Below are 13,852 nucleotides of genomic sequence, written 5' to 3' on the forward strand. Positions count from 1 at the left end.
AGGGCAACTGCTGCCTAGAGCGTCGCCGGGTCGAGCGCCGGCTGGTCCTTGCGTCGGGCGACGATCGCCGCGAAATCGGCGGTCTGGAAGGCATCGCGCAAGGCGTCGAAGGACGGCAGCACGAAATAGGCGCGCTGGAACTTGTCGATCTCGTAGCCGGTGCGCATCACCGTTTCCAGGTCGAAGGGCACGTGGTGGGCGTCCTTGCCTTCGACCGCGAACTGCAGCTCGGTAAACGACGACATCAGGCCGGCGCCAAAGGCCTTTAGCGGCTGGCCGGCCTCCTGCATCAAGCCGTATTCGGCCGTGTACCAGTAGAGCCTGGAAATCATCTCGTCGCCGCCCAGCGCGATGATGTCGCCGGCCTTCTCGCCATACATCTGCATGAAGTCGGCGAACACCGGTTGCGACAGCGCCGGCACGTGGCCGAAGAAATCATGGAACATGTCGGGCTCGACAATGTAGTCGAGCTCCTGCCTGGTCCGCAGCCAGTTGGTGACCGGGAAGCGGCGATCGGCGAGATGATCGAAAAACGGGGCCGCGGGAATGAGACCGGGCACCGCGACGATCTCCCAGCCGGTCAATTTGCGCAGCTTGGCGCTGACCTCGTCGAAATCGGGAATACGGTCGAGCAGGCCAAGTTTTTCGACGCCGTCGAGATAGGAATGGTGGGCGAGCCTGCGCGTCAATTTGGTCTGGCGGTCGCACAGCGTGCGCCACACCGCCTGCTCTTCTTCGCTGTAATCGTAGCCCTGGGACACGGTGAAATCGGCGCGGCAGACCGAATAGTCGCCGCGCAATCCTTGCGCCGCGCAGTCGCGGGCATATTCGGCAACGCTCATCGTCGTCATGGTTTTTCTCCTCGCAAATCATCAATGGCTGACGTGCCGAAAAGGCTACCCCGATCTGCCGAGGCAAATCGGTTTTGATGATGGCTCGAACGGAATATTTGGGATAACATCCACTCACAAAACCCTCTATCGGAGTGAAAGTGCCTCAATTCGACGATTTCGAGATCAAGATGCTCGATGTCCTGCAGCGCGACGGGCGCAAGCCGGTTTCCGAACTGGCGCAAGAGATCGGCCTGTCGACGACGCCGTGCGCGCGGCGCTTCGAGGCGCTGCAGGAGGCCGGCATCATCAAGGGATTTGCCGCGGTGATCAGCCGCCGCGCGGTCGGCCTGATGGTCGAGGTGTTCATCCAGGTGCGCCTGGTCAGCCACAGCGACGGCTCGCCCGAAAGCTTCATCGCCGCCGTGCAGCGCATGGACGAGGTGTCCTCGTGCTGGACGATGACTGGCGACCATGACTTTCTGCTGCATGTCATGGTGCCGTCGGTCGACGAACTCAACGCCTTCGTTATGCACCGGCTGATGCGGCTCGACGGCGTGCGCGACGTCCACACGCAGTTGGTGCTGCAGAACATCAAGGGGCCGGGCCATGTGCCGCTCGGGCATCTCAGGCGATGACAATGCCTCTCTTCGCACTCCTTGGGGAAAAGCTGCACGCAAACTGCTGAAACGGGCCAATCGCGTGTCCACATCGCCGGCCAGCTTGCGCGGACCAACTGCCCAAGAGGTCCGCCATGAAAATCGTCCTGATCAATCCGCCGCACACCGCCATCGGCAGCCGCGTGCCCGACGATCATTTGCCGCCGCTCGGCCTGCTGGCGATCGGCGGACCGCTGATCGATGCCGGCCATCAGGTGCGGCTCGTCGACGCCGAGTTTGGGCCGATGCCGCTCGATGACGTCGTACGCAACGCACTGGAGGACCACCCCGACTTCGTCCTGATCGGCCATTCCGGCTCGACCTCGGCGCACCCGACCGCCTTGCTGATCGCTGAGCAGATCAAGCAGCGGGAGCCGGCGACCATCATCGTCTATGGCGGCGTTTTCCCGACCTATCATTGGCGCGACATCCTGGCCGCTACCGATGCTTTCGACTTCATCGTGCGCGGCGAGGGCGAGGCGACCGTCGTGGCGCTGGTCGAGGCGCTGGAAATGCACCAGCCGCCGGCGAGCGTGGCCGGCATCGCCTATCGCGACGATCTCAGCCGCCCCTTCGCCACACAGGCGGCCATGACCATTGCCGACCTCGACGCCTACCGCGTCGGTTGGGAGCTGATTGAGCACTCGCGGTACAGTTACTGGGGCGGCAAGCGGGCCGTGGTCATGCAGTTTTCGCGCGGCTGTCCGCATCTGTGCAATTATTGCGGCCAGCGCGGCTTCTGGACCCGCTGGCGGCATCGCGATCCGGTGAAATTCGCCAGGGAGATCGCCTGGCTGCACCGCGAGCACGGCGTCGAGCTGATCAATCTCGCCGACGAGAATCCGACGGTCTCGAAGAAGGCCTGGCGTGCCTTCCTCGACGCCCTTATCGCCGAGAACGTGCCGGTGCTGATCGTCGGTTCGACCCGTGCCGACGACATAGTGCGCGATGCCGACACCCTGCATCTCTACCGCAAGGCCGGCGTCATCCGCTGGCTGCTCGGCATGGAAAACACCGACGAGCAGACGCTTCAATTGATCCGCAAGGGCGGCAGCACATCATCCGACCGCGAGGCGATAAGGCTGCTGCGCCTCAACGGCATCCTGTCGATGGCGACCTGGGTGGCCGGCTTCGAGGACGAAGGGTTCCGCGATCTGTGGCGCGGCTTTCGCCAGCTCATCGCCTATGACCCCGACCAGATCCAGGCGCTCTATGTGACGCCGCATCGCTGGACGCCGTTCTTCCGCATCGCGCGGGATCGCAAGGTGATCCAGCAGGATGCGCGCTTGTGGGATTACAAGCACCAGGTGCTGCAGATGACGCGGCTGAAACCCTGGATGCTGTTCTTCAGCGTCAAGCTGATCGAGCTGGCGGTGCAATCACGGCCGAAGGCGCTGGCCCGCATCCTGTTACACAAGGATCCCGAGCAGCGGCATTCGATGCGCTGGTACACACAGATGGGCCGCCGCGTCTGGTTCCGCGAGGTCTGGGGTTTTCTGGTCCGCGACGTCAGGGTGAAAGACGGCCCGACGCTGGCTGAATTCTGGGGCGCGCCGCAGGACGCCGAGGAGGAATCGATGACGGTTTCACGGCCGGCCAGAAAGCTCGCCATTCCCACCATCGGCAATATTGAAGATTCCGAGGCGAAAAAGTTAGCCGGCTGACGAGCCCCTCAGGGCACGATCAGCGTGCCGGCGCCATGTTCGGTGAACAGTTCCAACAGCACCGCATGCGGCGTCTTGCCGTTGAGGATGACGACGCCTTCGACACCGCGTTCGATCGCTTCGATGCAGGTCTCGACCTTGGGGATCATGCCGCCCGAGACCGTGCCGTCCTTGATCAGCGCCTTGGCCTCGGCCACGGTCAGTTCGTCGATCAGCTTCTTGTTCTTGTCGAGCACACCAGGCACGTCGGTGAGGAACAGCAGGCGCGTCGCCTGGCAGGCGCCGGCAATGGCGCCGGCGAAGGTGTCGGCATTGATGTTGTAGGTGTGGCCGTCGCGCCCTGGCGCCACCGGCGCCAGCACCGGGATCATTTCGGAGCGTGCCAGAAGATCGAGCAAGGTGCGGTCGACCTCGACCGGCTCGCCGACGAAGCCGAGATCGAGCACGCGCTCGATGTTGGAGTCCGGATCGATCATGGTCTTGCGAGCCTTTTCGGCGAAAACCATGTTGCCGTCCTTGCCGCAGAGACCGATCGCCCATTCGCCCTCGGCGTTGATCAGCGCGACGATCTCCTTGTTGATCGAACCGGCCAGCACCATTTCGACGATCTCGACCGTCTTCTGGTCGGTGACGCGCAGGCCGCCCTCGAACTTGGATTCGATGCCCATCTTGGCCAGCATGGCGCCGATCTGCGGGCCGCCGCCATGGACGACGATCGGGTTGACGCCGGACTGCTTGAGCAGCGCGATGTCGCGCGCGAAGGCCTTGCCGAGTTCGATATCGCCCATGGCATGGCCGCCATATTTCACCACGACCGTCTTGTGTTCGTAGCGCTGCATGTAGGGCAGCGCCCGCGACAACAGGGCTGCCTGCATTTCGGCGGTGGCGGTTATTTCCGTCATCGGTTTGGTTCCCGGCTTTTTATTTTAAGCACGTCGTTGTCCCAAAACCCCTGGACACTTTTGGGCGACATGCATCAGGTAAGGACGGCGGCGTCTTAGCGGGAATTGGCGCCGCCCGCAAATGGCTTTGCTGTCATATTCAAGCGCTTCACGACCTCGTCATCGTGTCGGCACCATCAGCGGCGCCCTGCGGTCCAGCCAACCCGAGATCTTCTCCATCTGCGCGGCGAGCGACAAAAGCGTCTCTTCGTCGCCCGGACGGCCGGCCGCCTGGACGCCGAGCGGCAGGCCGGCGTCAGTGACATGGACCGGCAGCGCGATCGACGGCTGGCCGCTGACATTCTGGATCGCCGGCCAATGGGTGAACCAGAGGCTCTTGTCCATCAATTGGCCGAAGAACGGCTTCAGCTTCAGCAAGGGTGTCAGGTGAAGCTTGTCGAGCAGGTTCTCGATGAGCTCGTCGGCGCCTTTGGGATCCATGGCGCCGCAGGCGAGCGGCGGGTGGGCAATGACCGGCATCAGCACGGCGTCGTACTGCACGGTCTCCGAAATCAGCTGCCGCGAGGCGGCATGCAGCCGCTGCAGGTCGGCATAGGTCTCGCCGGCCGACACCATTTCGCCGAAGCGGGCGAGCACCCGCGTCGCCCGCTCGATGTCACCGGTAACGGAACGGCCGACGCGCAGCGCTTCGGCCCGCATCGTGCCGGCGACGGCGGAGGCAACCGTCCTGCAGAAATCGGCGAAGAAATCGCGGCCGATAAAGGGCAGGTCGATCTCCTCGACCGTGTGGCCGCCCTCGCGGGCAAGCGCCACCGCCTTGTCGAGCGCCTTGAGCGTCTCGTCCGAGATCGGCAGGCCAAGCGGGGATTTGCGGTACACGGCCAGGCTGAGCTTGCCGGGGTCGCGCGCCGCGGCGGCCGCGAACGTGCCTTTCGGCGGCGGCGCGGCATAGGGCGACAGAGGATCGGACCCATGGGTGAGGTCGAGCAGCAGCGCGCAATCACGCACCGAACGGGTGAGCGCATGGTCGACGACCATGCCGTACCAGCTTTCGCTCACCAGCGGCGTCAGCGGTGTGCGGCCGCGCGACGTCTTCAGGCCGACAAGCCCGGTGCAGGCGGCAGGCACGCGGATCGAGCCGCCGCCATCGGAGGCATGTGCCACCGGCACTACGCCGGCTGCGACCAGTGCAGCCGCACCACCCGACGAGCCGCCGCTGGTGTGACCGGTGTTCCACGGATTGCGGGTGATGCCGAAGGCCCTGGATTCGGTCATCAATCGAAGCCCGTGCTCCGGCGATGTCGAGGTGACGATCGGGATAAGTCCGGCAGCGATGTAGCGGTCGGTCAGCACCGAATTGACATCGGCCAGCCATGCCGGAATGCGGCTGCCGCCATGCGTCGGCACGCCCCTGATGGCGATGCCGAGATCCTTGATGGCGAAGGGAACACCGGCCAGCGGCAGCGAAGGGTCGACGGTCTTGGCGCGGGCCCGCGCGGCATCGTAGAGCGGTTCGGCCGTGGCATTGATGTCGGGACGGGTGGCCTCGGCGCGGGCAATCGCGGCGTCGGTCAGCTCGACGGCCGAAACCTCGCCCTTGCGGACCAGATCGGCGAGGCCCGCGGCATCTTCTTCCCAAAGGATCCGTTCGACCGACATGCGCGCTCCCCCCATCACTGAGGGCAAGCTAGCCAGTGGCGATTCCATTGGCAATCGGTCGACGGACCCGGCTGGCGACACACAAAAGCTTAGGCGTGCACAAGGTTATTTCCGCCGTTGCAAATACATTGCAATCGCCTAACTTGCCGCGGATGACGCCGCAGGACATCACCAAGCTGATCGTCCGGACTTCGATGAAGGATCGGGCCGCGTTCGATCTGCTTTACCGGCAGACCAGCGCGAAACTTTTTGGCGTCTGTCTTCGTGTATTGAACGACCGGGGAGATGCGGAAGAAGCGCTACAGGAAGTCTTCGTCAAGATATGGACGAAGGCGGATCGTTTTGCCGTCTCCGATCTAAGCCCGATCTCCTGGCTGGTGGCAATTGCGCGTAATCATGCGATCGATCGCATACGAGCGCGGCGCAGGCCTGCCGCCGACATCGATGCCGCGCTCGACGTGGCCGATCCGGCGCCGGGGCCTGAAGCGATGGCGGTGGCGGGAGACGAATCCGAACGTATCCACCATTGTCTCGATGAGTTGGAGAAGGACCGGGCAGCCGCCGTCCGGGGCGCCTATCTCAAGGGCGAGAGCTATGCCGAACTGGCGGAGCGCCATGGCGTGCCGCTGAACACGATGCGTACATGGCTGCGCCGCAGCCTGTTGAAACTCAGAGAATGTCTGGAAAGATGACGCTGGCAGAAGACACAGGACCGGAACGTGGAGGCGACGACCTGCTCGCCGCCGAATACGTTCTCGGCGTGCTCGATGCCGACGAACGCCAGATCGTCGCCCGCCGCATCGATGCGGATACGGTTTTTGCTCGTCTTGTCGAGGGATGGGAGGTCCGTCTCTCACCGCTGGCCGCCGCCTACCCGGAAATCGAGCCGCCGGTTTCGGTGAAGACCGCGGTCGACCGCCGGCTGTTCGCGAACGCTGCCGCCGTGACCACGCCCGCCGAATCGCGCGGCGGCCTGTGGTCCAGCCTCGCTTTCTGGCGCGGCCTTGCCGCGGCTGCGGTTGCGGCACTGGCGATTTACATTGCCGTGCCAGTCCTCAACCCGCCGGTCGAGGAGCCGCAGGCGCGCCTCGTCGCTTCGCTGGCCGCCGAAGGCAGCGACGTCAGATATCTTGCCGTCTACGACGCCGCGCATCACGAAGTCGGCCTGTCGCATGTCTCCGGTGAGCGTGCTTCCGGCAAGGACTTCGAGCTGTGGATGATCGAGGGCAAGAACCCGCCGGTCTCGATGGGCGTCATTCCGACCGGTGCTACGGCACATATCGTCGTCTCGCCGGCGGCCCAGCAGAAGCTTGCCCAGGGCGCGGTGCTTGCCGTCAGCCTCGAGCCGTCAGGCGGTTCGCCGACCGGACAGCCGACCGGACCGGTGGTCGCCGCCGGCGACCTGAAGAGCATCTGACCGGCTCTTGGCGTCGCCAGACTCAAAATAGAGTACCTGAAGTGTATCTCCCACCTTCCACGCCCGTAGACAGCATGGTAGCCGGCAAGCGGTTGCGTGGCAAAATCTCTTCGGCATCCCGGATAAAATAAAAAATAAGAATATTTCTGAAACTCCCGCACTTCTGTTCCGTATCTCCTCGCGTCCCCAAAAATGGGAAGAGAAAAACCCGAGGAGTTTGACATCATGCGTAGATACGCCACCCTTTTGCTCGCCGGTACGATCGCCGTTTCGGCCCTTGCCACCGCTGCCTATGCCGAAAACCCGATGGTTGGCGGCGCCGCGATGTATGCTAACAAAAACATCGTCGAGAACGCCGTGAACTCGAAGGACCACACCACGCTGGTCGCCGCCGTGAAGGCCGCCGGCCTTGTCGAGACACTGCAGGGCGCCGGTCCGTTCACCGTGTTCGCTCCGACCAACGAGGCCTTCGCGGCCCTTCCGGCCGGGACGGTCGAGACGCTGCTCAAACCTGAAAACAAGGACAAGCTCACCAAGATCCTGACCTGCCATGTCATCGGCGCCAAGGCGATGGGGGCGGATGTCGCCGCGATGGCCAAGGCTGACGGCGGCGCCCACAAGGTCAAGACGGTCGGCGGCTGCGAGCTGTCGCTCAAGGCCGACGGCGGCAAGGTCACCGTCACCGACGAGAGCGGCAATGTCGCCAATGTGACGATCGCCGATGTCGAACAGTCCAATGGCGTCATCCACGTCATCGACAAGGTTCTTTTGCCGAAGATGTAACAAGGGGATTGCTGCCGGCGAACTGGCAGCAAGGGCCCTCCGTCGATTGCACGATCCCGCTACCGTGATCCGCAATTGACCCGCGCACTCCGCGCCGCCCATATTCGGATGTGGGAGGGCGCGGAGTGTTCGTTCGAGGGGGCTACCGTCACCGGCTTTTGATTTCCGCGCGGCGGTATAGTTTGGCAAAAGGACATCAGGAGGAACCGGTCATGAACCGTCGCGACTTTCTTTTGAGCGGTGCCGCCGCCATCGGCGTCGTCGGGGCCGCAGCAACGATGCTGCGCATGGGCGATCCGCAGGCAGCACAGGCCGCCGAAAAATTCGAAGTCACCAAGACCGACGCCGAGTGGAAAGCCATCCTGTCGCCGGCCGCCTTCGACGTGCTGCGCAAGGAAGGCACGGAGTATCCCGGCACCAGCCCGCTGCTCAACGAACACCGTAAGGGCATCTTCGCCTGTGCCGGCTGCGACCTGCCGGTCTATTCGTCGGAGACGAAATTCGATTCCGGCACCGGCTGGCCGAGCTTCTGGCAAGAGATCCCCAAGGCTATCGGCACGACCGTGGACCGCTCGCTCGGCATGACGCGCACCGAGGCGCATTGCCGCCGCTGCGGCGGCCATCTCGGCCACGTCTTCGACGACGGTCCGGCGCCGACCGGCCTGCGCCACTGCATCAACGGCGTCGCGCTGACCTTCAAGCCCGCCACAGCCTGACAAATTCCAACTGGATATGAAAAACTCCGGGCTTGCGGCCCGGAGTTTTTTGCGCGGTCAGAGCTTTTTCGGGCGTGGACTGGAGGAGCTTCCCGAAACAGCTGCCCACGTATCTCTGTCTTGTCGCAATTCCTGACGGAAAACCGCCTTACACTTTTCCTGGAATTGCTCCGGTATCAGTGGCCGCCGCCACCACCTCCACCCGCCGCCGCGGCCGGCTTGCGGATCAACATGGTGAACAGGCCAAGCGTCGCAAACAGCACCGTCAGCATGAAGAACACATCCATGAATGACAGCAGCGCCGCCTGCTGCTGGACCATGCCCGACAGCTTGGAGATGGCAGCACTTGTCGCATCCAGGCCGGGGGTTTGCTCGAAATTGAGCGTCATGTTCTGCAGCTTGGTCTGCGCGGCTTCACTGCCCCATTGCACATGCTCGGAGAGCCTTGCGTAGTGGAAGGCATTGCGGTCGATCAGCACGGTGTTGATCAGCGCGAGGCCAACCGCACCGCCAAGGTTGCGGGTGAGATTGAACAGGCCGGACGCATTCTTCAGCCGCTCGGGCGGCAAGGTGCCGAGCGCGATGTTGTTGATCGGCACCATGCACAGCATCATCGAACAGCCGCGCAGGATCTGCGGGATGAGCAGCTCGTTGAAATCCCAGTCGGCGGTCAGATGCGTCATCCACCAGGTGCCGGTGGCGAAGCCGAAGAAGCCGATCATCATCATCAGCCGCGGGTCCATCTTGTTCGACAGGATGCCCGAGATCGGCGCGGTGAAGAACATGGCCAGGCCGCTGACGAACAGCGCCTCGCCGATCATCATCGAATCGTAGCCACGGATGCGCCCGAGATACACCGGGTAGAGATAGGTCAGGCCGTAAAGGCCGATGCCGATGACGAAGGAAAACAGCGAGCCGAAGGCGAAGTTGATGTTGGTGAAGGCCTTCAGGTCGACGATCGGCTCCTCGGCGGTGAACACCCGCCAGAAGAACAGCACCGCGCCGATGGTCATGACAATGGCGCAGATGAAGACGCCCTGGTCCTGCAGCCAGTCATTGTTGGGGCCTTCCTCGAGCACATATTCCATGCAGCCCAGGAAAGCCGCCATGCCGGCGAGGCCCCACCAGTCGAACTTGCTGAACAGCTTGAGGTTGGGCTTGTCGAAGTCGATCAGCGTCCAGGCCGCCGCTGTCACCAGGATGCCGGGCACGACATTGACCAGGAACAGCCAGTGCCAGGACATGGCATGGCTGATATAGCCGCCGACAGTCGGGCCGATGGTCGGCGCCAACGTCGCCACCAGGCCGATCATCGGCGAGACGAAGGCGCGGCGCGAGGGCGGGAAGATGGTGAAGGCAGCGGCGAAGACGCTCGGTATCATGCCGCCGCCGATGAAGCCCTGGACGGCGCGGTAGACAATCATCTGGTCGATGTTGGTGGCAGTCGCCGCCAGCGCACTGGCCGCGGTGAAGCCCGCCGCCGAGATCGTGAACAGCACCCGCGTCGACAGCATCCGGCTGAGGAAGCCCGACAGCGGGATCATCACCACTTCGGCGATCAGATAGGCGGTCTGCACCCACGGGATTTCGTCGGAGCTGGCGCTCAGGCCGGCCTGGATTTCCGACAGCGAGGCGGAGACGATCTGGATATCGAGGATGGCCATGAACATGCCGAACACCATCGCCAGGAAGGCGATGACGCGCCGCGTCGAAATGGTGTCAGGCACAGCCGGCCTCGCCGGCGGCGCTCCTGCTGTCAGGGTTGCGGTTGCCATGGCATTGCTCCCGTCGCCGCTCAGTTCGCGGCCACTGGGCCCGACCCGGATGGGGCGGTGCGGCTGTCGACGTCGACGATGACGCTCAGGCCGGCGCGCAGTTTGCCGCTCTTCAGGACATCTGCGGGCACATCGATGCGGACCGGAACGCGCTGCACGACCTTGGTGAAGTTGCCGGTGGCGTTTTCGGGCGGCAGCAGCGAGAACACGGCACCCGAAGCCGGCGCCAGCGACGAGACGGTTCCCTCGAAGTCCTGGCCGTCGGTCGCATCGACCGAGATCTTCACCTTCTCTCCGGGCACCAGCCGGGCAAGCTGCGTCTCCTTGAAGTTGGCGACGATGTAGAGCTTGTCCATCGGCACGATGACGGCGAGCTTCTGGCCGGGGCTGACAAGGTCGCCCTGTTCGACCGAGCGGTTGCCGACGATGCCGTCATAAGGCGCCTTGAGCACGGTGAAGGAAAGATCGCGCAGCGCCTTGTCATGGCTGAGCTGCAGGGACGCCAGCGTGCTCGCCGATTCCGCGCGTTGCGCCTGCAGCACGCCGATATTGGCCTGCGCGGCGGCGATCGTCGCGTCGGCGCCGACAAGGGCGGCATCGGCCTGCTGGACCGCCGTCTGGGCGTCGTCCAGCTGCGCCTGCGTGCCGACATGGGTCTTGAGCAGCTGCGAGGCGCGCGCCGCGACCTTGGCCGCATTGTCGGCCGCGGCCTGATCGGCGACCTTCTGCGCCTGCGCCTGCTGCAGCGAGGCGCGCGCTGCTTCAGTCTGGGCGTCGATACGGTCGAGCGTCTTGCTCAAGGTGGCGATCTGCGCCTCGGCCTGGGCGACGGCAATCTTGTAATCGCCGTCATCGACGACGAGCAGCGGATCGCCGGCCTTGACCTGCTGGTTCTCGCTGACCTTGACCTGATCGACATAGCCGGAAATCTTGGGCGAGATGAACGCCATGTCCGCCTGGACATAGGCATCGTCCGTCGAGATCATGAAGCGGCCCGTGGTCCAGTAATCGTAACCATACCAGGCGCCGGCGCCCAGCAAGGCGACGCCGATGACCGGCAGCAGGAAGGAACGCACCGAACGCTTCTTCTTGGCCGGAGCCTCTGCCGGTGGCGACGAGACCGGCTGGACAGGCACTTCCGGAGCTTCCGTCGCCGGCGCAACCTTGGCGTTGGGAAAGGGACGGACTTCGGCAGTGGTCGGCGCGTTCGAGGACATGACATCTCTCTAAAGTTATAATATAATACTGAACCGTTCGGTTCGATCCGGCCGTTGACATAGCGCGTAAACAGGACCATATCAAGGGCAATCGAACCGCTTGGTTCGAATTATTTTCGAGGTGTGACTTTCATGGCCGAGACCCCGCCCAATGTCGAAAACGAGTCGTGCGACGACCTGTTGGAAAGCTTGCGTCGTGGCCGCCCGGCCGCGGGGCAGGATCCGGTCAAGCGCAGCCAGATCATCGACGGCGCCCGTCGTGTCTTCATCGACAAGGGCTTCGAAGCCGCCTCGATGAACGACATCACCCGCGAGGCCGGTGTCTCCAAGGGTACGATCTACGTCTATTTCGCCAACAAAGAAGAGCTGTTCGAAGCGCTGATCGAGGAAGAGCGCGGCACCATCTTCAAGAACATGTATGACGTGCTGGACAATGCCGACAACCTGCGCGAGACGCTGGTGAAGTTCGGCAAGGTGCTGGCCCTCAAGATCACGTCGGCCAAGGTGATCCAGGCGCAGCGCACGGTGATCGGTGCATCCGACCGGATACCCGACATGGGCGCGCGGTTTTACGAGCGCGGTCCCAAGCGTGGCCACGACAAGGTCGCGGCCTTTCTCAATGCTGCCATCGAGCGCGACCTGCTGCGCATCGACGATGTCGATCTTGCCGCCTATCAGTTCACCGAACTGTGCCTGGCCGGTCTGTTCCGCCAGTGCATCTTCGCCTACCGCACCAAAGCCCCGACCCAGGACGAGATCGACCGCATCGTCAGGTCAGGCGTCAGCATGTTCCTCAAGGCATACGGCACCGAAAGGCTTGTGGCGGAAGAAGGCCACCAGACGATTGCTATCGAGGCCAAGCCGTAGGCCATGCTCTAAGCTGTGGATGCTTAGCCGCCATTGGCGGCAAGCACGATGGCCGCCTGCAATTCCTGGAGGCCCTCGGCCTTTTCAGAAGAGGTGGCCAGTACGAACGGGAACGCCGCCGGCCGCTTCTTGATCTTTGCCAGCGTCTCCTCGATCAGCCTCGGCACGCCGGCAGTCTTGATCTTGTCGGTCTTGGTCAGCACGATCTGGTAGGACACCGCCGCCTTGTCGAGCAGCGACAGCACTTCGTCGTCCTTGGCCTTGATGCCGTGGCGGGCGTCGATCAGCACATAGACGCGCTTCAGCGTGACGCGGCCCTTGAGATAGTCGAAGACCAGCTTGGTCCACTCGTCGACCTTCTCCTTCGGCGCGGTGGCATAGCCATAGCCGGGCATGTCGACCAGCGCCAAGGGCGGCAGGTCGGCGCCCTCACCCGAAAATCCGTCCGGCACGAAATAGTTGAGCTCCTGCGTGCGCCCCGGCGTGTTGGAGGTGCGCGCCAGCCCCTTCTGGTTGACCAGCGCGTTGATCAGCGACGACTTGCCGACATTCGAGCGGCCGGCAAAGGCGATTTCCGGCGGCCCTTCCGGCGGCAGGAATTTCATGGCCGGCACGCCGCGGATGAAGATCCACCCCCGCGTAAACAGTTCGGTGCCGATTATGCTGCTGTTCAGAGCGTTCAAGCTGCTGCCTCCAGAAGAGAAATATCGGCGCCCCGGATAGCATCGAGGTTGCGACTGACCTTGTCCACCGGCCAGTCCCACCACGCCACCGCCAGCAGCCGCCTGATTGTCCGGTCGTCGAAACGCATCTTCACCACCTTGGCCGCATTGCCGGCGACGATCGCATAGGGCGGCACGTCGTGCGTCACCACCGATTTCGCGGCGATGATGGCGCCGTGGCCGATTTCCACCCCGGGCAAGATCACCGCCTCCATGCCGATCCAGACGTCGCTGCCGACAATGGTGTCGCCGCGCACTTCCTTCGACCACGTCGCCGGGTCAAAACCCTTTTCCCAGCCATGGCCAAAGATATTGAACGGATAGGTCGAAAAGCCGGACATAGCATGGTTGGCGCCGTTCATGATGAAGCGCGCGCCCTCGGCGATGGCGCAGAACCGACCGATGATCAGCTTGTCGCCGATGAAGGGATAGTGGTGCAGCACGCATTTCTCGGCGAATTTATCCGGCCCGTCGGGGTCGTCATAATAGGTGAAGTCGCCGATCTCGATGTTCGGCGCATTCACCAGTCCCTTGAGGAAGCCGACGCGGGTATGCATCGGGATCGGGTGCTTGATGTCTGGGTTGGGTCCGTCCATGTCGAAATCCGTCAGAGAAATGGCAGCCAGGCACATCCGAAACTC

Annotated in this window: 14 protein-coding genes; 7 read left to right on the forward strand and 7 right to left on the reverse strand. The window is 63.4% G+C overall.

Annotated features, from left to right (window positions below):
- Nucleotides 1-14: 14 nt before the first annotated feature.
- A complete protein-coding gene (gene phhA / locus NP503_RS10900; protein WP_127272324.1) occupies nucleotides 15-851 on the reverse strand; it encodes a phenylalanine 4-monooxygenase in 837 nt (278 codons plus the stop codon).
- A 140-nt stretch (nucleotides 852-991) separates the two neighbouring features.
- Between phhA and NP503_RS10905 the strand changes: the two genes are divergently transcribed.
- Together NP503_RS10905 and bchE are read left to right on the forward strand one after the other, a co-directional pair.
- The gene (locus NP503_RS10905; RefSeq protein WP_027040109.1) at nucleotides 992-1,468 is read left to right on the forward strand and encodes an Lrp/AsnC family transcriptional regulator; all 477 of its coding nucleotides are present in this window, start codon (nucleotides 992-994) and stop codon (nucleotides 1,466-1,468) included.
- Nucleotides 1,469-1,584: 116 nt separating this feature from the next.
- A complete protein-coding gene (gene bchE / locus NP503_RS10910; RefSeq protein ID WP_127272325.1) occupies nucleotides 1,585-3,153 on the forward strand; it encodes a magnesium-protoporphyrin IX monomethyl ester anaerobic oxidative cyclase in 1,569 nt (522 codons plus the stop codon).
- An 8-nt stretch (nucleotides 3,154-3,161) separates the two neighbouring features.
- Here the strand turns inward: bchE and argB are convergent, their stop codons facing one another.
- The gene (gene argB, locus NP503_RS10915) at nucleotides 3,162-4,055 is read right to left on the reverse strand and encodes an acetylglutamate kinase (protein WP_013528489.1); all 894 of its coding nucleotides are present in this window, start codon (nucleotides 4,053-4,055) and stop codon (nucleotides 3,162-3,164) included.
- A gap of 159 nt (nucleotides 4,056-4,214) precedes the next feature.
- Nucleotides 4,215-5,714, reverse strand: a complete 1,500-nt coding sequence (locus NP503_RS10920) for an amidase (protein WP_127272326.1) — start codon at nucleotides 5,712-5,714, stop codon at nucleotides 4,215-4,217.
- Nucleotides 5,715-5,866: 152 nt separating this feature from the next.
- Between NP503_RS10920 and NP503_RS10925 the strand changes: the two genes are divergently transcribed.
- The 4 genes from NP503_RS10925 to msrB all read left to right on the forward strand — a co-directional run bounded on the left by NP503_RS10925 (nucleotide 5,867) and on the right by msrB (nucleotide 8,630).
- Nucleotides 5,867-6,406, forward strand: a complete 540-nt coding sequence (locus tag NP503_RS10925) for a sigma-70 family RNA polymerase sigma factor (protein WP_127267227.1) — start codon at nucleotides 5,867-5,869, stop codon at nucleotides 6,404-6,406.
- On the forward strand, nucleotides 6,403-7,131 hold the full coding sequence (locus tag NP503_RS10930; RefSeq protein ID WP_127267218.1) for an anti-sigma factor domain-containing protein: 729 nt from the start codon (nucleotides 6,403-6,405) through the stop codon (nucleotides 7,129-7,131). Before NP503_RS10925 ends, NP503_RS10930 begins: the two co-directional genes overlap by 4 nt.
- A gap of 225 nt (nucleotides 7,132-7,356) precedes the next feature.
- Entirely contained in the window at nucleotides 7,357-7,914 is a 558-nt protein-coding gene (locus NP503_RS10935; protein WP_127267219.1) for a fasciclin domain-containing protein, read from the forward strand.
- A gap of 212 nt (nucleotides 7,915-8,126) precedes the next feature.
- Entirely contained in the window at nucleotides 8,127-8,630 is a 504-nt protein-coding gene (gene msrB / locus NP503_RS10940; protein WP_127267220.1) for a peptide-methionine (R)-S-oxide reductase MsrB, read from the forward strand.
- 176 nt (nucleotides 8,631-8,806) lie between these two features.
- Here the strand turns inward: msrB and NP503_RS10945 are convergent, their stop codons facing one another.
- Both NP503_RS10945 and NP503_RS10950 read right to left on the reverse strand, forming a co-directional pair.
- A complete protein-coding gene (locus tag NP503_RS10945; RefSeq protein WP_127267221.1) occupies nucleotides 8,807-10,405 on the reverse strand; it encodes a DHA2 family efflux MFS transporter permease subunit in 1,599 nt (532 codons plus the stop codon).
- Between the two features lie 20 nt (nucleotides 10,406-10,425).
- Nucleotides 10,426-11,622, reverse strand: coding sequence for an HlyD family secretion protein (locus tag NP503_RS10950; RefSeq protein ID WP_127267222.1), 1,197 nt, complete (start codon nucleotides 11,620-11,622; stop codon nucleotides 10,426-10,428).
- A gap of 132 nt (nucleotides 11,623-11,754) precedes the next feature.
- Between NP503_RS10950 and NP503_RS10955 the strand changes: the two genes are divergently transcribed.
- Nucleotides 11,755-12,489, forward strand: a complete 735-nt coding sequence (locus NP503_RS10955; RefSeq protein ID WP_027040117.1) for a TetR/AcrR family transcriptional regulator — start codon at nucleotides 11,755-11,757, stop codon at nucleotides 12,487-12,489.
- Between the two features lie 23 nt (nucleotides 12,490-12,512).
- Here NP503_RS10955 and yihA read toward each other — a convergent pair whose 3' ends face one another.
- Nucleotides 12,513-13,172, reverse strand: a complete 660-nt coding sequence (yihA, locus tag NP503_RS10960) for a ribosome biogenesis GTP-binding protein YihA/YsxC (RefSeq protein WP_024502094.1) — start codon at nucleotides 13,170-13,172, stop codon at nucleotides 12,513-12,515.
- On the reverse strand, nucleotides 13,169-13,807 hold the full coding sequence (locus NP503_RS10965) for a CatB-related O-acetyltransferase (RefSeq protein WP_164748689.1): 639 nt from the start codon (nucleotides 13,805-13,807) through the stop codon (nucleotides 13,169-13,171). The genes yihA and NP503_RS10965 overlap by 4 nt, the downstream gene beginning before the upstream one ends.
- Between the last annotated feature and the right edge of the window lie 45 nt (nucleotides 13,808-13,852).

This window comes from Mesorhizobium sp. SEMIA396 (assembly GCF_024518615.1).
Classification (GTDB): Bacteria; Pseudomonadota; Alphaproteobacteria; order Rhizobiales; family Rhizobiaceae; genus Mesorhizobium.